At 72.7% G+C, this 17,453-nt stretch carries 15 protein-coding genes and 1 tRNA gene; 12 read left to right on the forward strand and 4 right to left on the reverse strand.

The window, feature by feature from the left end:
* Nucleotides 1-971, reverse strand: a 971-nt coding sequence (locus ABZY44_RS34280) for an NAD-dependent epimerase/dehydratase family protein (protein ID WP_356660828.1), incomplete at its 3' end; no start/stop codon positions are given.
* Nucleotides 972-1,240: 269 nt separating this feature from the next.
* Here ABZY44_RS34280 and ABZY44_RS34285 point away from each other — a divergent pair.
* From ABZY44_RS34285 to ABZY44_RS34295, 3 genes are all read left to right on the forward strand, one after another.
* On the forward strand, nt 1,241-1,594 hold the full coding sequence (locus tag ABZY44_RS34285; RefSeq protein ID WP_356660830.1) for a DUF805 domain-containing protein: 354 nt from the start codon (nt 1,241-1,243) through the stop codon (nt 1,592-1,594).
* Nucleotides 1,595-1,818: 224 nt separating this feature from the next.
* On the forward strand, nt 1,819-4,038 hold the full coding sequence (locus tag ABZY44_RS34290; protein WP_356660832.1) for an NADP-dependent isocitrate dehydrogenase: 2,220 nt from the start codon (nt 1,819-1,821) through the stop codon (nt 4,036-4,038).
* Between the two features lie 122 nt (nt 4,039-4,160).
* Nucleotides 4,161-4,697: a GNAT family protein gene (locus ABZY44_RS34295; protein ID WP_356660834.1), complete on the forward strand. Its 537-nt coding sequence runs from the start codon at nt 4,161-4,163 to the stop codon at nt 4,695-4,697.
* 50 nt (nt 4,698-4,747) lie between these two features.
* On the opposite strand, the gene ABZY44_RS34300 is transcribed toward ABZY44_RS34295, so the two are convergent.
* Nucleotides 4,748-5,188 carry a hypothetical protein gene (locus tag ABZY44_RS34300; RefSeq protein ID WP_356660836.1) on the reverse strand — a complete coding sequence of 147 codons (441 nt, stop codon included), beginning with the start codon at nt 5,186-5,188 and terminating at the stop codon, nt 4,748-4,750.
* Between the two features lie 433 nt (nt 5,189-5,621).
* On the opposite strand from ABZY44_RS34300, the gene ABZY44_RS34305 reads away from it, so the two are divergent.
* Together ABZY44_RS34305 and ABZY44_RS34310 are read left to right on the forward strand one after the other, a co-directional pair.
* Nucleotides 5,622-7,331, forward strand: a complete 1,710-nt coding sequence (locus ABZY44_RS34305; protein ID WP_356660838.1) for a glycoside hydrolase family 71 protein — start codon at nt 5,622-5,624, stop codon at nt 7,329-7,331.
* A 223-nt stretch (nt 7,332-7,554) separates the two neighbouring features.
* The gene (locus ABZY44_RS34310; protein WP_356660840.1) at nt 7,555-8,709 is read left to right on the forward strand and encodes an aminotransferase class V-fold PLP-dependent enzyme; all 1,155 of its coding nucleotides are present in this window, start codon (nt 7,555-7,557) and stop codon (nt 8,707-8,709) included.
* A 39-nt stretch (nt 8,710-8,748) separates the two neighbouring features.
* Here ABZY44_RS34310 and cobF read toward each other — a convergent pair whose 3' ends face one another.
* Nucleotides 8,749-9,501, reverse strand: a complete 753-nt coding sequence (cobF, locus tag ABZY44_RS34315; protein WP_356660842.1) for a precorrin-6A synthase (deacetylating) — start codon at nt 9,499-9,501, stop codon at nt 8,749-8,751.
* 18 nt (nt 9,502-9,519) lie between these two features.
* Between cobF and ABZY44_RS34320 the strand changes: the two genes are divergently transcribed.
* From ABZY44_RS34320 to ABZY44_RS34335, 4 genes are read left to right on the forward strand one after another with little or no spacing between them, the layout of a single operon-like run.
* Complete coding sequence (locus ABZY44_RS34320) at nt 9,520-10,275, forward strand: (Fe-S)-binding protein (protein ID WP_356660844.1); 756 nt, start codon at nt 9,520-9,522, stop codon at nt 10,273-10,275.
* Nucleotides 10,272-11,768 carry a lactate utilization protein B gene (locus ABZY44_RS34325; RefSeq protein ID WP_356660846.1) on the forward strand — a complete coding sequence of 499 codons (1,497 nt, stop codon included), beginning with the start codon at nt 10,272-10,274 and terminating at the stop codon, nt 11,766-11,768. Before ABZY44_RS34320 ends, ABZY44_RS34325 begins: the two co-directional genes overlap by 4 nt.
* Nucleotides 11,765-12,415, forward strand: coding sequence for an LUD domain-containing protein (locus ABZY44_RS34330; protein WP_356660848.1), 651 nt, complete (start codon nt 11,765-11,767; stop codon nt 12,413-12,415). The genes ABZY44_RS34325 and ABZY44_RS34330 overlap by 4 nt, the downstream gene beginning before the upstream one ends.
* A gap of 5 nt (nt 12,416-12,420) precedes the next feature.
* On the forward strand, nt 12,421-12,810 hold the full coding sequence (locus ABZY44_RS34335) for a VOC family protein (protein ID WP_356660850.1): 390 nt from the start codon (nt 12,421-12,423) through the stop codon (nt 12,808-12,810).
* Between the two features lie 179 nt (nt 12,811-12,989).
* Here the strand turns inward: ABZY44_RS34335 and ABZY44_RS34340 are convergent, their stop codons facing one another.
* The gene (locus ABZY44_RS34340) at nt 12,990-13,565 is read right to left on the reverse strand and encodes a DUF309 domain-containing protein (RefSeq protein WP_356660852.1); all 576 of its coding nucleotides are present in this window, start codon (nt 13,563-13,565) and stop codon (nt 12,990-12,992) included.
* Between the two features lie 84 nt (nt 13,566-13,649).
* On the opposite strand from ABZY44_RS34340, the gene ABZY44_RS34345 reads away from it, so the two are divergent.
* The 3 genes from ABZY44_RS34345 (at nt 13,650) to ABZY44_RS34355 (ending at nt 17,284) form a co-directional block, all read left to right on the forward strand.
* Nucleotides 13,650-13,723, forward strand: a tRNA-Pro gene (locus tag ABZY44_RS34345).
* A 267-nt stretch (nt 13,724-13,990) separates the two neighbouring features.
* Entirely contained in the window at nt 13,991-15,832 is a 1,842-nt protein-coding gene (locus ABZY44_RS34350) for an ABC transporter ATP-binding protein (protein WP_356660854.1), read from the forward strand.
* Nucleotides 15,833-16,072: 240 nt separating this feature from the next.
* Nucleotides 16,073-17,284 (forward strand): acetylhydrolase, encoded by a 1,212-nt coding sequence (locus tag ABZY44_RS34355; RefSeq protein WP_356660856.1) that lies wholly within the window; start codon nt 16,073-16,075, stop codon nt 17,282-17,284.
* Nucleotides 17,285-17,453 lie beyond the last annotated feature (169 nt).

Raw genomic sequence — 17,453 nt, forward strand, 5'->3', positions numbered from 1 at the left:
TGCCCACCGCGTGGCTGACCGCCTACCGGATGCTGTTCACCAATGCCGGCGTCCGGCCCGGGGACTCGGTCCTCGTCCAGGGCGCGGGCGGCGACCACGGGGAGGGGACCGCCGTGGGCCACGGCGAGGGCGGTGGCCATCTCGCCGACCGTGTGGGGGCTGCCGCTGCCGGTGTTGTACGGCGTGCACACCCCGAGCGGTGCGGCGGCCTCCAGTGCCAGCACGTTGGCCTCCGCGACGTCCCGCACGTGGACGAAGTCCCGCCGCTGGCCGCCGTCTTCGTACACCTGCGGCGCCTCGCCCCGGGCCAGCGAGGAACGGAAGAAGGACGCCACCCCCGCGTAGGGGGTGTCGCGCGGCATGCCCGGTCCGTACACGTTGTGGTAGCGCAGCGCCACCGCCCGGCCGTCCACGCACCGCGCCCACGACGCCGCCAGGTGTTCCTGCGCCAGTTTCGTCGTCGCGTAGACGTTGCGGGGGTCGGTCGGCGTGTCCTCGTCCACCAGACCGGGCGCCAGTTCCGCGTCGCAGAGCGGGCAACGGGGCTCGAAGCGTCCGCCGGCCAAGTCCGCCACCCGGCGCGGGCCCGGGCGGACGACCCCGTGCCGGGGGCACGCGTAGCGCCCCTCGCCGTAGACCACCATCGAGCCCGCCAGCACCAGGGTGCGGACCCCGCGGTCCGCCATCGCGGCGAGCAGCACCGCCGTGCCGAGGTCGTTGTGGGAGACGTACGCCGGGGCGTCCGCGAAGTCCTTGCCGAGGCCGACCATCGCGGCCTGGTGGCAGACGGAGTCGACCCCGCGCAGGGCGGCCCGTACGGCGTCGGGGTCCCGTACGTCGGCGCGTACGAACGCGCCGCCGTCCGCGGGGGGTGCGAGGTCCAGGACGAGCGGATCGTGGCCGCGAAGACGCAGAGTGGTAACGATGTGGGAGCCGATGAACCCGGCTCCGCCGGTGACGAGTACGCGCATGGCGGCGACGCTACGGACCGCAGTCGTCCGAAGGGGGCTCCCACGCCCCGGCGTAAGACTTTCGTCAGCTCGTTTCGTGACGTTCGGTGAGGTTATGGGACCGGTGGGTTCCAAGTTACGCCCGATACTCATGCGTTTAGGGCGGCGAGGGCTGAAAAGTAACCCTTCTGGTGCCTTGCCAACCGGCTTGACCGCGACGTAAGCGGGGCATAAGTTCTGCCCCGGCTTGCTCCATCAGGACGGGCCGACGAACCGCCCTGGGGGGACCCATGCACTACTACACCGACGTTCTGAAGAAGTACGCCGACTTCTCCGGCCGCGCGCGCCGCCAGGAGTTCTGGATGTTCTTCCTCTGCAACCTGGCCGTCGCCATCGTCGTCGCCATCATCGACGCCGTCATCGGCGCCAACATGGTGATCTACGGGCTCTACATCCTCGCGATCATCGTCCCCTGCATCGCGCTCACCGTTCGTCGGCTCCACGACCTCGGCAAGTCCGGCGCCTGGTACTTCATCGCCTTCGTGCCGCTCATCGGCGGCATCTGGCTGCTCGTCCTGACGGCCACCGAGGGTCAGCCGACCCCGAACCAGTACGGCCCGAGCCCGAAGGCCGTCCACGCCTGAGCAGGCCCCTGAGCAGTGACGCGTGAGCGCCGCCACCGGCTGGAAACGGCCGGTGGCGGCGCTTTCGCCGTTTCCGGGCCCGGCAGGGCCCCCTCGTCACCGAACGTGACACGCGTCTCGTCCCACCTTGCGCGGGGGGCTGTCCAGACCGGCCCGATCACGAGATATCTTGATGTCGAGCAATGTTGCAGACGAGAGACGCAGACTGTGGAGCGGAGCACCCGGTGACTGACTCGACCATCATCTACACGCACACTGACGAGGCCCCGGCCCTCGCGACGTATTCGTTCCTGCCTGTGATCCAGGCGTACGCGTCGACGGCCGGTGTGAATGTCGAGACCCGTGACATCTCCCTGGCCGGTCGGATCATCGCCAGCTTCCCCGAGTACCTGGAAGAGGGCCAGCGGATCGCGGACGCCCTCGCCGAGCTCGGCGAACTGGCGAAGACCCCGGGCGCCAACATCATCAAGCTGCCCAACGTCTCGGCCTCGATCCCGCAGCTCAAGGCCGCGGTCGCCGAGCTCCAGGGCCAGGGCTACGCGCTCCCGGACTACCCGGACGACCCGAAGAGCGACGAGGAGCGCGAGAACCGCGCCCGTTACGACAAGATCAAGGGCAGCGCCGTCAACCCGGTCCTGCGCGAGGGCAACTCCGACCGCCGCGCCCCCGCCTCGGTCAAGAAGTACGCCAAGGCGCACCCCCACCGCATGGGCGCCTGGGTCCCCGAGTCGAAGACGAACGTCGCCACCATGGGCGCCGACGACTTCCGCTCCACCGAGAAGTCCGCCGTGATCACCGAGCCCGGCACGCTGCGCATCGAGCACGTCGCCGCCGACGGCGCGGTCACCGTGCTGCGCGAGTCCGTACCGGTACTCGCCGGCGAGGTCGTGGACGCCTCCGTCCTGCACGTCGACGAGCTGCGCACCTTCCTCAACACCCAGATCGAGCGCGCCAAGGCCGAGGACGTCCTGTTCTCCGTGCACCTCAAGGCCACGATGATGAAGGTCTCCGACCCGATCATCTTCGGCCACGTGGTCCGCGCCTTCTTCCCGAAGACCTTCGCCCGCTACGGCGAGACCCTGGCCGCCGCCGGCCTGTCCCCGAACGACGGTCTCGGCACCATCCTGAACGGCCTGGGCGCGCTGCCCGACGCCGACGCGATCAAGGCTTCGTTCGACGCCGAGATCGCCGAGGGCCCGGCCCTCGCGATGGTCGACTCCGACAAGGGCATCACCAACCTGCACGTCCCGTCCGACGTCATCGTCGACGCCTCGATGCCGGCCATGATCCGCACCTCCGGCCACATGTGGGGCCCGGACGGCGCCGAGGCCGACACGCTCGCCGTCCTCCCGGACAGCAGCTACGCCGGTGTCTACCAGGTCGTCATCGACGACTGCCGCGCGCACGGCGCGTACGACCCGTCCACGATGGGCTCGGTGCCGAACGTCGGCCTCATGGCCCAGAAGGCCGAGGAGTACGGCAGCCACGACAAGACCTTCGAGCTGGCCGCCGCGGGCACCGTCCGCGTCGTCGACGCCTCGGGTGCCACGGTCCTGGAGCAGGAAGTCGCCGCCGGCGACATCTTCCGCGCCTGCCAGACCAAGGACGCGCCGATCCAGGACTGGGTCAAGCTCGCCGTCACCCGCGCCCGCGCCACCGGCGTCCCGGCCGTCTTCTGGCTCGACGAGGGCCGCGCGCACGACGCGCAGCTGATCGCCAAGGTCAAGACGTACCTGGCCGACCACGACACCGAGGGTCTGACCCTCAAGATCCTCTCCCCGGTCGAGGCCACGAAGTACTCCCTGGAGCGCATCCGCCGCGGCGAGGACACCATCTCGGTGACCGGCAACGTGCTGCGCGACTACCTGACCGACCTCTTCCCGATCCTGGAGCTGGGCACCAGCGCCAAGATGCTGTCGGTCGTCCCGCTGATGAACGGCGGCGGCCTCTTCGAGACCGGCGCCGGCGGCTCCGCCCCGAAGCACGTGCAGCAGCTCGTCAAGGAGAACTACCTGCGCTGGGACTCGCTCGGCGAGTTCCTCGCGCTGGCCGTCTCCTTCGAGCACCTCGCCACCACCACGGGCAACGCCCGCGCCCAGGTCCTCGCGGACACCCTGGACCGCGCGACCGGCACCTTCCTCAACGAGGACAAGTCGCCGAGCCGCAAGCTGGGCGGCATCGACAACCGCGGCAGCCACTTCTACCTCGCCCTGTACTGGGCGCAGGAGCTGGCGCGCCAGACCGACGACCCGAAGCTGGCCGCCGCGTTCGACCCGCTGTCCAAGACGCTGGCCGAGTCCGAGGAGAAGATCGTCGGCGAGCTCATCGCCGTCCAGGGCTCCCCGGCCGACATCGGCGGGTACTACCAGCCCGACGCCGCCAAGGCCGCGGCGATCATGCGGCCCTCCGAGACGCTGAACCAGGCGCTCGCGATCCTCGGCTGAGGTTCACCGCACCACCGTTCACCGGGTCAGCCCCGGCCGGCAGTCGCCGGCCGGGGCTGACCCGTGTCCGGCCGCGTAAATCCGTTTGTGCGACGGGCCGTTCGGGGGCTAGTAAGTCCCCCATGATCCAAGGAGAACTGGCCGAGCTGCGCGCTCGGCACACCGATGACGTCGCCGTGCTCCACGCGGAGCTGTACGAGGACGTCGTGACGCGTTCGCGAGGCGACACCCGGCCCTGGCGGCCGGTGGGCGCGGCGAGCGGGCACTCCCCGTACGAGCCGTCCGAGCCGTCCGACGACGTCGCCGTGTTCTCCGTGGTGGAGCGGGCCACTGGCGAGCTGGCCGGGGAGGCCCTGCTCTGGGCCATCGACGCGCACAACCGCTCCGCGCACCTCGGGATATCCCTGCGTCCCGGCTGCCGCGGCCGCGGTCTGGGCGAGGACGTCGTGCGGCTGCTGTGCCGCTACGGGTTCTCCGTGCGCGGCCTGCACCGGCTCCAGGTGGACACCCTGGCCGACAACGCCGCCATGGTCCGGGCCGCGCGTGCGAACGGGTTCGACCTGGAAGGGACCCTGCGCGGGTCCGCCTGGGTGTGCGGCGAGTACCTGGACGAGGTGACGATGGGGCTGCTGGCCGAGGACTGGCGGGCCGCCCTCTAGAGGCGGACCGGGCGGACCTCGCGGACCCTCGCGGGATCGGGTGCGCCGGGTCAGAGCCGGTGCACCCGTTCCTGGGCCAAGGCCAGCGGGTGCCGCCCGGCGGCCAGGATCCGCAGCCCGGGGGCCACGGCGAGCAGGTGCCCCAGCCAGTCCACGGCCTCGGACGCGAGGTGGTCGGAGCCGTCGAGGACGAGCAGCATGTCCCGCTCGGCCAGCCACGACGCGGCGTCCGCCGCGCCGTGCGGCAGGAACGGCGTCCCCGGTAAGCGGCTCAGCGCGTCCGTCAGGTCGTGGATGCCGAAGCGTTGGCCGAGGCGGATCACGGCCACCCCGTCGTAGAAGTTGGACGCGAGCCGTTCCCCGATCTCCCGCACGAGCAGGCCGCGGGGTTCGCGGGACTGCCCGGTGACGGTGAGCACCCTGCCCCGCCGTACGGCGGTGAGCAGTCGGGACAGCTCGGCGGACGTAGCCGGAAAGATGCCGGCGCTCATGGAATTCCCCATCGGCACGATGCCCCCCATGCATGCGTGACCATGCGCGGCCACAGGGGTGTTTCAGGCCGCATGGAGACGAGTATGCGCCGGTCCTGTCGGATGGCCAGGGGAATTTCCTATTCCGGTGAAGGGCCCGTGCCGCCCGGCGATCGCGGCAGATGGACAGGTGGCGTGCCTTTGTCCGGTGCCCGCATGTCCAGTGCCCGCCAAGCGCATCCGCCGTGCCGTCCCCGAAGGCGGCGGAGCGCGGGCCGCTCGGCCGCTGCCTCCCCGTCGGGAACCGCGCGTCGCGTCCTGCCGTACGTAGCCCCCGTGGTCCCCCTGACGTACGTGCCGTGGCCTCGCTCCGGCGAACAGTTGTCCGGGGGCCGGGAATCGGCTGTACTGCTGAACAGCCCGACGCGCGGGCACACTCGGGGAGGGCGTCACGATGCATGCGGACCAACGGCGGCTGGCCGGGAGGGCGAAACGCCGCCCTTCGCACCGGCGCCGGCCGGGCTTCCGGGCCCGCAGACCCCTGGTGGCCCTCGTCCTCTCCGCCTTCCTCCTGGTCGGCGTCTGCGCCGCCACCGGCATCGCCTGGGAACCGCGCACCGTCGCCGGCCGGTCGGACCGCCCGGACCCGGGCTCCGGCACCGTCCTGGCGGACGGTTCCGGCGGCGCCACGCCCGACGTCACCGCGCAGACCCCGGGCCCGGACACCCCGAGCCCCGAGGGCGCCGACAAGAACACGGCCCCGGCAACTCCCCGGCCCGGCACGGACACCGGAGCGCGCCCCACGGGAGCCCTGCCCTTCGACCTGCCGCAGCCGGCCGCCCTGCGTTCCGGCGACGCCGGCAAGAAGCTGGTCTTCGCCCACTACTTCACGCCGTACCCGCTCTCCCTCGACAACGCGAGCGCCGACGCGGACTACTACTCCCGCAACTATGTGAACCCGGACGGCGAAGGCGGCAAACACGGGCGCTACGGGGGTCTGCTGCGGGACCGGCCGCTGCCCGTCCCGCCCAAGGACGGCAACTGGGAGCTCGTCAACCTCCAGCAGGAGGTGCGCACCGCGCGCGCCGCGGGCATCGACGGATTCACCCTCGACCTGCTCTCCCTCTCCGGGAAGAACTGGGAACGGTCCCGCCTCCTGATGGACGCGGCCCGTTCGGTGGACACGTCCTTCAAGATCATGCTGATGCCGGACATGACCTCCCTGAAGACCGACGACCCGCGGGAACTCGCCGCCTCCCTGGCGGACATCGGCAAGGCCCCGTCCGCGCACCGGCTCCCCGACGGACGGCTCGTCGTCTCGCCGTTCAAGGCCGAGGCCAAGAGCGTCGCGTGGTGGACCCAGGTCATGGACGCGCTGAAGGCCGAGCACGGCATCCGCACCGCGTTCGTCCCGCTCTTCCTCGACTTCGGTGCGAACAGCGACCGGTTCGCACCGATCAGCCACGGGTTCTCCGAGTGGGGCAGCCGCAGCTACGTCGGCCAGGAGGGCTCCGCGCGGGACGCGCGGCGCGCCCACGGCCTGGGCAAGATCTGGATGCAGCCCGTGTCGGTCCAGGACGCCCGCCCCAACCAGGGGATCTACGACGAGGCCGGCAACACGGCCACCCTGCGCACCACTTGGACGCGTGCCATCGAGGACGAGGCCGACTGGGTCCAGCTGACCACCTGGAACGACTACAGCGAGGGCAGCCAGTTCGCCCCCTCCCTGCACAACGGCTACGCCTACCTCGACCTGACGTCCTACTACCTCACCAAGTTCAAGACGGACAGCTGGCCTAAGATCGTCCGGGACACCCTCTACCTGACGTCGCGCACCCAGTACGCCGCCGCCGACCCGACCGGCGACCAGTCCCTGGTGATGTCCCTGCGCAAGGGGAGCGCGGCTCCCCGGGACACCGTCGAGGTGCTCAGCTTCCTCGCCGCGCCCGCGAGCATCAGTACGGCCGTCGGAGCGTCCAAGGGCGCGTACCAGGCCCCGGTCGGGCTGCACTCCGAGCTGCTGGCGCTGAACACCGGTACGAGCTCGGCGGCGGTGGTGCGGGACGGGAAGACCGGGGCGCGGGTCGAGCTGCCGTATCCCGTGGACCGCACGGTGGAGGTGCAGGACCTGCAGTACTACGCCGCCACCAGCGGCCGGAGGTAGGCCGGAGGCGGCCCGGGCGGCCGCAGGGCCGGTCCTCGGGCCGGTCCTCGGGCCGGGGCGGCGGACGCGGGCGCCGGCTCCGCCGGAGGAGTGAACTCCGGCCGGTCCGCCCGTATGAGCCGGATGCCGTCGGGCCGCGCCGCCGGGTGGGGGTTTCGGCGCGCGCGCCGCCGGGAGATGATCCTTTGGTCACCCGTGCCCGCACCCCCGGAGGTTCACGTACGTGAACGCGCCCATCGAGTCGATACGCCCCGCCGAGTTCCCCGGCGGCCGGGCCCTGTTCGGCCTCGACCCCGCCGTCTCCCACCTCAACCACGGCTCCTTCGGCGCGGTGCCCCTGCCCGTCCAGGAGGCGCACGCCGCCTTCCGGGCCGAAGCGCACGCCGACCCCGACGCCTTCTTCCTGGCCGCCGCCGACCGCCTCGCCGACGCCCGCGCCCGGATCGCGGCCCACCTCGGCGGCGCGGACCCCGACGGGATCGCCTTCATCGCCAACGCCACCGAAGGCGCCAACCTCGCCCTCGACGCCATCCCGCTCGCCGACGGCGACGAGATCATGGTCACCGACCACGGCTACGGCACGGTCGTCGAGGCCGCCGCCCGCCGCGCCACGGTCACCACCGTCACCCTGGATCCGCGCCTCCCCGACGAGGACGCCGTCCGCGAAGCCGTGCTGGCCGGGCTGACGCCGCGCACGAAGGTGGCACTCCTCGACCACATCAGCTCGCCCACCGCCCGGGTCATCGCCTCGCCCCGGCTGATCGCCGACCTCAAGGCCCGGGGCGTCACCACCGTCGTGGACGGCGCCCACGCGCCCGGCATGCTCGCCGACCCGCTCGGCGGCGGCGCCGACTTCTGGTTCGGCAACCTGCACAAATGGGGCTACTCCCCGTCCGGCACCGCGCTGCTCGCCGTGGCCCCCGCCCACCGGGACCGGGTCCGCGCGCCCGCCCCCTCCTGGGAGGACCACCACGGCTTCCCGCGTTCGGTCGACTACCGCGCCACCTACGACTACACCGGCTGGCTCGCCGCCCCGGAGGGCCTCGAGCTGCTCGAACGGCTCGACGCCGCCAAGGTCCGGGCCCACAACAGCGCCCTGGCCGCCCACGGCGCGGCCCTGCTCGCGGAGATCCCCGGGCTGACCCCGCTCCCGCACACCGAGGGCCTGTCCATGCGCGCCCTGCGGCTGCCCGCCGGTACCGCCGAGACCCGCGAGGACGCCACCGAACTGCGCGAGCGGATCGCGGCACAGGCGCGCATCCGGGTGCTGATCTGGCCCTGGGCCGGCGGCGGCGGGATCAGGGTGTGCGGGCAGCTCTACAACCGGGCCGAGGAGTACGAGCGGCTCGCCGAGGTGCTGCCCGCCTTCCTCCGCTAGTGCCGCGACCGGGTCGTCCCGGTCCGTCCGCGGGGGCCCTCAGCCGCGCCGGAGCAGGTACGTGTCCATGATCCAGCCCTTGCGGGCGCGGGCCTCGGCGCGCAGCTCCTCGATCCGGCCGGCGACCTCCGCCAGCTTGCCCGAGACCAGGATCTCGTCGGGGGTGCCGACGTAGGCACCCCAGTAGATGGTGAGGTCCTGGTCGAGGTGGGCGGTGAAGGCGTGCCGCGCGTCCAGCATCACCACCACGTCGTCCACGTCGGCCGGCCAGCCCTCCGCGAGCCGCCGCCCGGTGGTGATCTGGACCGGGCGGCCCACCCGGTTGAGGTTGGTGCGGTGCCGGGCCAGCAGCGAGGAGATGCTGCTGATGCCGGGCACCACCTCGTGCTCGAAGGTGACCCGGCCCTTCTCCAGCACCTCGTCGAGGATCGCGAGGGTGGAGTCGTAGAGGGAGGGGTCGCCCCACACCAGGAACGCCCCCGTCTCGCCCTCCGCCAGGTCCTCGGCGACGAACCGCTCGAAGATCTCGGCCCGCGCGCTGCGCCAGCCGTCCACGGTGGGGGCGTAGTCGGCCGGGGTCCGGTCGCGATCGGGGTCGCGGCCCTCCACCAGCCGGTGTCCGGGGCGGGCGTGCTCGTCGAGCATCGCGCGCCGCAGCCCGGTCAGATCCGCCTTCTCCTCGCCCTTCTCCAGGATGAGGAATGCGTCCGCCGCGCCGATCGCCCTGACCGCCTGGAGGGTCAGGTGGTCCGGGTCGCCCGCGCCTATGCCGATCACTGAGAACTTCTTCACGGGGCTATTCTGCCCGTCATGCGAGCCGCCCTGTTCGTCACCTGCGTCAACGACGCGCTCTACCCGCGCACGGGCATCGCCGTCGTCCGCCTCCTGGAGCGGCTCGGCGTGGACGTGGACTTCCCCGCGGCGCAGAGCTGCTGCGGTCAGCCGCAGTACAACACCGGCTACCGGCGCGAGGCCGAGCCCCTGCTCCGCCGGACCGCGGAAGCCTTCGCCGGGTACGCGTACGTGGTCACCCCGTCGGGATCCTGCGCCGCCATGATCCGCGCGCACTACCCCCGGATCGGGCGGGCCGCCGAGGCCGAGGGGCGCGGCGGCGCCCTGACCGCGCTGGCCGAGGACCTCGTACCGAGGGTGTACGAGCTCACCGAGTTCCTGGTGGACGTCCTCGGGGTGACGGACGTCGGCGCGTACTTCCCCCACGCCGTCACCTACCACCCGTCCTGCCACGGGCTACGGGTCCTCGGGCTCGGTGACCGGCCGCGACGGCTGCTCAGCGCCGTACGGGGCCTTGAACTGCGCGAACTGCCCGGCGCCGAGGAATGCTGCGGCTTCGGCGGGACCTTCGCCCTCAAGAACCCGGACGTGTCGGCCGCCATGGGCGCCGACAAGACCGGCAGCGCGCTGGCGACGGGCGCGGACGTCCTGTGCGGGGCCGACAGCTCCTGCCTCGCCCACCTGGACGGCATCCTGCGGCGCGCCGGCGCCCCGCTGCGGACGCTGCACCTCGCCGAGATCCTGGCCGCGACCGAGGAGGAACCCCTGCGATGACGCGTACGCACCTCGGCATGCCCGCCTTCCCCGCCTTCCCGGCAGCCGCGCGCGAGGCGGTGCACGACGACGTGCTGCGCGCCAACCTCCGCCGGGCCACCCGCACCATCCGCGACAGACGGGCCCTGGCCGTGGCCGAACTCGAGGACTGGGACCGGCTGCGCGCCGCCGGCAAGGCGGTCAAGGACCACACCCTGCGCCATCTCGACCACTACCTGCTCGAGTTGGAGGCCTCCGTCACCGCCGCGGGCGGCACCGTCCACTGGGCGGCCGACGCGCACGAGGCGAACCGGATCGTGACGGAACTGGTGGCGGCGACCGGCGCCCGCGAAGTGGTCAAGGTCAAGTCCATGGCCACCCAGGAGATCGGCCTGAACGAGGCCCTGGAAGCGGCGGGCATCGCCGCGTACGAGACCGACCTCGCCGAGCTCATCGTCCAGCTCGGCGACGACCGGCCCTCCCACATCCTGGTCCCGGCCATCCACCGCAACCGCACCGAGATCCGCGACATCTTCGCCTCGCAGATGGGAAGGTGGGGCCGCCCCGCGCCCCAGGACCTGGGCGACGACCCGCGCGAGCTGGCCGAAGCCGCCCGCCTCCACCTGCGCGAGAAGTTCCTGCGGGCCCAAGTCGCCGTGTCCGGCGCCAACTTCATGGTCGCCGAGACCGGCACGATGGTCGTCCTCGAGTCCGAGGGCAACGGCCGGATGTGCCTGACCCTGCCCGAGACCCTGATCTCGGTGGTCGGCATCGAGAAGGTCGTTCCGACGTTCCGGGACCTCGAGATCTTCCTCCAGACCCTGCCGCGCTCCTCGACGGCCGAGCGGATGAACCCGTACACGACGATGTGGACCGGATCGGGGCCGTCGAAAGGGGCCGACGGCGACGGGCCCGCCGTCTTCCACCTCGTCCTCCTCGACAACGGCCGCACCGACGCCCTCGCCGACGAGGTGGGCCGCCAGGCCCTGCGCTGCATCCGCTGCTCGGCCTGCCTCAACGTCTGCCCCGTCTACGAGCGCGCCGGCGGGCATGCCTACGGCTCCGTGTACCCCGGCCCGATCGGCGCCGTCCTCAGCCCCCAACTTCGGGGCACCCAGAGCGAGATCGACGCCACCCTGCCCTACGCCTCCACGCTGTGCGGGGCCTGCTACGAGGTCTGCCCGGTCGCCATCGACATCCCCGAGGTCCTCGTCCACCTCCGCGAACGGGTGGTCCAGGGCGGCCCGGTGACCCGCGCGGGCGTTCGCGTCCGGATCCGCCCCGCCCGCGGCCACGCCGCCGAGCGGGCCGCCCTGCGCGCCGCCCGGCTTCTCCTGGAGCGGCCGGACGCCCTGCGCGCGGCGGAGCGGCTGCTGAGCCGGGCCCGGCGGCTGCGACCGCGGCGGCTGCCAGGACCGGGGCGGGCCTGGACGGACAGCCGGGAGCTGCCGGAGCCGCCGGAGCGGTCGTTCCGCGACTGGTGGGCGCAACGGGAACGAGAGGAGCGCCCATGAGCGGCAAGGACCGCATCCTGGCCCGCATCCGCCGGGCCGTACCGGACCCCGGTCCGCGGCCGGGCCCGGACCGGGACGCCGGGATCGCCCGGGACTACCTCCAGGTCCACGGCGTCCGCACCGCGGCCGAGAACGTCGACCTGCTCGCCGCGAACCTCACGGAGTACCGCGCGCGGGTCCACCGCGTGGACGAGGACGGCATCGCCGAGCTGCTGGCGCGGCTCCTCGCCGAGCGCGGCGCCGCGTCGGTCCTCGTGCCGCCCGGGCTGCCCCCGCACTGGCTCGCGGCCGCCGGCCCGGCCCGGATCCACGACCGGGCCGCCTCCACCCCGTACGAACTGGACGCCGTGGACAGTGTGGTGACCGGCTGCGCCCTGGCCGTCGCCGAGACCGGCACGATCGTCCTCGACGGCGGCCCCGACCAGGGACGGCGCCGGATCACCCTGATCCCGGACCACCACATCTGTGTGGTCCGCGTCCCCGGCCAGGTGGTCGACTCGGTCCCGCGGGCGCTGCCGCTCCTGGACCCCACCCGGCCCCTGACCTGGATCTCCGGGCCTTCCGCCACCAGCGACATCGAGCTGGACCGGGTCGAGGGGGTGCACGGCCCCCGTACCCTGGAGGTCGTGCTCCTCGGCGCACAATAGGCGTCATGTCCGCACACATCGCCCTCACCGCCCTCGTCGTCCACGACTACGACGAGGCCATCGACTTCTACACCCGCGCCCTCGGCTTCGACCTCGTCGAGGACACGGCGCGCCCGGACGGCTCCCGCTGGGTCGTGGTCCGTCCGCGCGGCGCCGAGGAGTCCGCCCTCCTCCTGGCCCGGGCCAAGGACGAGGCCCAGCGCTCCCGGGTCGGCGACCAGACCGGCGGCCGCGTCGGTTTCTTCCTCTACACCGACGACTTCGCCGCCGACCACGCCCGGATGACCGTCGAGGGGGTCCGCTTCCTGGAGGAGCCGCGCCACGAGGCGTACGGCTCCGTGGCGGTCTTCCAGGACCTCTACGGCAACCGCTGGGACCTCCTCCAGCCGGCGTAGACCCTGCGGGGCTGAGGCCTGCAAGGCGACGACGCCCGGACCGGAGCAGACCAGAACCGAAGAGGCCGGACCGGACCTGACCGGTCCGAACCGGAAGGGACCGGGCCGGACCGGGCCGGGCGGGCGCCCGCGGGGGCCGGAGGCCGGAGGGTGCAGGGCAGGGCAGGCTAGGGCAGCGGTCAGGCGGGACCGGGGCCGGCCGCCAGGTGCGGCGCCTCGGCCGCCGCGTCGACGGCCGCGCCGCCCTCCACCCGCTCCGCCAGCTCGCGCGCCCAGCGGACGAGCCCGGGCAGGTCCATCCCGTACGCGGAACCGGTCCCGGAGGCGGCACCGCCTTCGTCTCCTTCCCCTTCCCTTTCCCTTTCCCCGGCCCGTCCGGCCAGGACGTCCGCGCCCCGGCGCAGCAGCCGGGCGCCGCCCACCGCGTTCCCGCGCGCCGCGTGCGTCAGCCCGACCGCGAGCTGCGCGAGGCCGCGCCACAGCGCGGCCTCGGACCCGGGCCCGGACTTCCAGGCGTCCTCGAACACCTCGTGCGCGTGAAAGGGCATCCCGGCGTCCAGCAGCCGCTGGGCCTCCGCGACGCTCTCCCCGGGCGAGCGCGGCACCCCCTCGGGCTGCCGCTCCACGCCCTGCGCCCCGTAGGGCAGCGGCCGCCCCAGCCCGTCCCGGGGCCGCGCGCTGCGCGCCCGCCCCTCACCGTCCCGATCTCGTCCGTTCACCCCGCCATCCTCCCTCCCGCCGGTTAACCCGTGCATGCACACCCCTCGTCGTGGGGTAATGTTCTGCATGTGCCGCCGGGACGGGGAAAACCCAAGTGGGAAGCCCCGTCGGAAGCACATCGGGACGTGGCGCAGCTTGGTAGCGCACTTGACTGGGGGTCAAGGGGTCGCAGGTTCAAATCCTGTCGTCCCGACTTTAGAAGTCGCAGGTCAGAGGCTGTTTCGGAGAAATCCGGAACGGCCTCTTACTCGTTTCCGGGCTCCGTGCCCGGCTCGTGCGCGCCGGGCCGGCCGGGGGGGCGCGCGAAGCGGTGGGGGCGCGGCCGGGGGCGCGTTCCGACGGGCCTGGAAAAGGCTTGGACTGGGCGGGCGCCGTCGGGGGACACTGCGGTCTCCCGGCCCGCCGGTACCCCGGACCGGGCCTGACCGCCCCGCCCGCCACGCGACAGCACAAGGTTGTGATGGGAACGCCTGAATTACCCCGAAGTCCAGGTTCACCGCGCAGGGGACCGGTACTCCTCGCGCTTCGCTACTACGGACGGGAGTTGCTCCGCCTTCGCCGGTGGACGGCTCCCGCGATGCTGCTCCCGGCGCTGGGCAACATCGGTATCAACTACATCGCGCCGCTGGTCGTCGCGAAGCTCGTCGGCCGGATCTCCGGGCAGTCCGGAACGGGTGCCGGCCACGGCATCGGGCCGATGCTGCCGTACGTCCTCGGTTTCGCGGGCGCGCTGCTGCTCGGGGAACTGCTGTGGCGCGTCGGGCTGCACTGCCTGAACCGCCTCGACGCCCTCGGCATCGAGCGCATGTACGTCGTGGGCATGGACGAACTGTTCGCCAAGGACGCCGCGTTCTTCCACGAGAACTTCGCGGGCTCGCTGACCAAACGGGTCCTGAGTTTCGCCTCCCGCTTCGAGGAGTTCGTCGACACGCTGACCTTCTCGGTCGTGGGAAGCCTGGTCCCGCTGCTGTTCGGCTCGGTGGTGCTGTGGCAGTACGAACCGCTCCTCGTCGTCGGGCTCTTGGCGCTCATCGCGCTGACGGGGCTGTGCGTGGCGCCGCTGATCCGCCGCCGGCAGGCGCTCGTGGGCCGGCGCGAGGAGGCGATCGCCCGGGTGTCGGGCCACGTCGCCGACAGCCTGATGAACATGGAGACGGTCCGGGCGTTCGCCGCCGAGAAGCGCGAGGCCGCCGAGCACCGCTCCCGCGTGGCGGAGTCCCGACGCCTGACGCTGCGGTCGTGGGACTACGGCAACCTGCGCATCGACACGCTCGTCGCACCGATGTCCGTGCTGACCAACGCGCTGGGCCTGCTGCTGGCCATCACGCTCGGCGGCGGGGAGCACGGGGTGGAGGCGATCGTCGTCGCGTTCGCCTACTACTCCAACGCGACACGGATCATGTTCGAGTTCAATCAGATCTACCGCCGCCTGGAGAGCGCGATGACGGAGGCCGCCCAGTTCACCGAACTGCTGCTGACGCCCCCCGGCGTGCTCGACCCGGAGTCCCCGGAACCGCTGCGGCCTCAGGGCGCCGAGGTGCGCTTCGAACGGGTGACCTTCGCCCACGCGGGTGCGAAGCCCCTCTTCGACTCCCTCGACCTGGACGTGTCCAGCGGGACGAAGATCGGCCTCGTCGGCCGGTCGGGCGGCGGCAAGACCACCCTCACCCGGCTCCTCCTGCGGATGACGGACATCGACGGCGGCCGGATCCTGATCGGAGGCCAGGACATCAGCCGGCTGTCCCAGGCCGATCTGCGCAGCCAGATCTCCTACGTGCCGCAGGACCCGGCGATGTTCCACCGCACGCTGCGGGAGAACATCGCGTTCGCCCGGCCGGACGCCACCGACGCCGAGGTCCGCCGCGCGGCCGAGGCGGCGCACGTCACCGAGTTCGCCGACGGCCTTCCGGACGGTTTCGGGACCATGGTGGGCGAGCGCGGCATCAAACTGTCCGGCGGACAGCGCCAGCGCGTCGCACTGGCCAGGGCGATCCTGCGCGACGCGCCGATCCTGCTGCTCGACGAGGCGACCAGCGCCCTCGACTCCGAGAGCGAGATCCTAGTCCAGGAGGCGCTGTGGCGGCTCATGGAGGGGCGGACGGCCCTCGTGGTGGCTCACCGGCTCAGCACGGTCGCCGGCATGGACCGGCTCGTCGTCCTGGACCGCGGACGGATCGTCGAGCAAGGCACCCACCAGGAGCTGCTCACCGCGGAGGGGGCCTACGCGAAGCTCTGGCAGCACCAGTCGGGCGGCTTCCTCGAGGACGTCGCCCCCGCCGCGTCGCGGGCCGAGCGGGACTGAGGGCCGTCCGGCCCGGCGCGGGGAGGCGGTCGCCCCGTCGGAGTGGGACCCCTGATGCTCCTGGACCGCGAGCCCGGGATGGTCGGGGGCCCCGTAGCCGGACGGCACGGCCCACCGCATCGGCCCCGGGAAGTAAAACCGTGGGCCGATGCCGCACGGGAGGGCATGTGACAGCGTCCCCCTGTGCCCACGGACAGTCCGTCGCGGCACGATTGACGAACCGCCACCACGGGAGGCCCCATGAACAACACGCCGTTCATCAGCCGGAAGGGCGCGACGCGCCGCCGCGTGCTGGGAGCCGCGCTGGCCGCCGTGCCGCTCGCCGCCCTCGCCGGCCCCGCCCGGGCGGAAACGGGCACGCCTCCCCCCGTCCCGACGCGGCTCACACTGCCCGGGCCCACCGGGCCGCATCCGGTGGGCACGGTCCCACTGCACCTCGTCGACCGGTCGCGCCCGGACGACATCGCCGGCCCCGGGCGCTTCCGCGAGCTGATGGCCACCGTCTGGTACCCCGCCCGGAACGTCGCGCGGTACCCGGTGGCTCCCTGGATGCCGGCCGGCGCCCTCGAGGCGTTCCTCGCCGACGCGGGGTTCGGCGACCTGGTCCCCCTGGCGCCGCTCACGGCCGGCCACATGGGCGCTCCGGTGCGCAGGTCGGACCGACGGCTGCCCGTCGTCGTGTTCGCGCACGGCGCGCACAGCCACCAGGGCGACCACACCGTCGTGGTCCAGGAGCTCGCCAGCCACGGATACGCGGCCGTGACGGTGGCTCACCAGTACGACACGTACACCGCGTTCCCTGACGGCCGGGTCGCCGTCCCGCTCGCCGACCGGAAAGCGCCGACGCTGCCCGGGGACTTTGCCGCTGACCTGCGTTTCGTCCTCGACTGCGTCGAGGAGCTCGCCGCAGGGCGCAACCCGGACGCCGATCGGCGGGAGCTGCCGGCCGGGCTGCTCGGCTCCCTCGACCCGCGGCGCATGGGCGCGTTCGGCTGGTCGAAGGGCGGGACGGCCGCCGCCTGCGCCACGCTCGCGGACGAGCGCATCCGGGCCGGCCTGAGCCTCGACGCCCCGATGCAGATGAACCCGCCGTTGGCCGGTGACCTGGACCGGCCGTTCATGATGATGTCCGCCGAGTTCACCCGGGCCACGGATCCGGCGGCCGCCGCGTTCTGGTCGCTCCTGCGGGGCTCGCGGCTGAACATCCAGGCCCAGGGCGCCGCCCACGTCTCGTACGGCGACAACGAGGCGCTGTTCCCGCAGGTGGCCAAGCTCCTCGGATGGAGCGGGCAACAGCTCCAGGACGTGATCGGCACCCTCGATTCCGAGCAGGCGGTGAGGATCCAGCAGGCGTACCCGCTCGCGTTCTTCGACGAGCACCTGCGCCACCGTCCGGGACACCTGCTCGACGGGCCGTCCCCCGCCTTCCCCGCGGTGACGTTCCTCCCCTGAGCGTCCCGCGACGGGGTGCCGTGGCTGTGATCGCCAGGGCCGCGACAGGCAACGTTCGCCCCGTCGGGCGCGGCTCCTAGGGCCTGTGTGATGTCGTGATCATTCGGGAGCCTTCAGCAGGTCGTCGATCCAGATCATTGCGGCGCGGAGGTGGAGGCCGGCGAGGTAG

Source organism: Streptomyces sp. NPDC006544, assembly GCF_040611715.1.
GTDB lineage: Bacteria > Actinomycetota > Actinomycetes > Streptomycetales > Streptomycetaceae > Streptomyces.

Bases quoted from the DNA above. Each gene is read 5' to 3' on its own strand.
- ABZY44_RS34285 (WP_356660830.1), top strand. From the start codon at position 1,241: ATGCACTACTACACCGACGTTCTGAAGAAGTACGCCGACTTCTCCGGC.
- ABZY44_RS34295 (WP_356660834.1), top strand. From the start codon at position 4,161: ATGATCCAAGGAGAACTGGCCGAGCTGCGCGCTCGGCACACCGATGAC.
- ABZY44_RS34300 (WP_356660836.1), bottom strand. From the start codon at position 5,188: ATGAGCGCCGGCATCTTTCCGGCTACGTCCGCCGAGCTGTCCCGACTG.
- ABZY44_RS34305 (WP_356660838.1), top strand. From the start codon at position 5,622: ATGCATGCGGACCAACGGCGGCTGGCCGGGAGGGCGAAACGCCGCCCT.
- ABZY44_RS34320 (WP_356660844.1), top strand. From the start codon at position 9,520: ATGCGAGCCGCCCTGTTCGTCACCTGCGTCAACGACGCGCTCTACCCG.
- ABZY44_RS34325 (WP_356660846.1), top strand. From the start codon at position 10,272: ATGACGCGTACGCACCTCGGCATGCCCGCCTTCCCCGCCTTCCCGGCA.
- ABZY44_RS34330 (WP_356660848.1), top strand. From the start codon at position 11,765: ATGAGCGGCAAGGACCGCATCCTGGCCCGCATCCGCCGGGCCGTACCG.
- ABZY44_RS34335 (WP_356660850.1), top strand. From the start codon at position 12,421: ATGTCCGCACACATCGCCCTCACCGCCCTCGTCGTCCACGACTACGAC.
- ABZY44_RS34340 (WP_356660852.1), bottom strand. From the start codon at position 13,565: ATGCACGGGTTAACCGGCGGGAGGGAGGATGGCGGGGTGAACGGACGA.
- ABZY44_RS34350 (WP_356660854.1), top strand. From the start codon at position 13,991: ATGGGAACGCCTGAATTACCCCGAAGTCCAGGTTCACCGCGCAGGGGA.
- ABZY44_RS34355 (WP_356660856.1), top strand. From the start codon at position 16,073: ATGAACAACACGCCGTTCATCAGCCGGAAGGGCGCGACGCGCCGCCGC.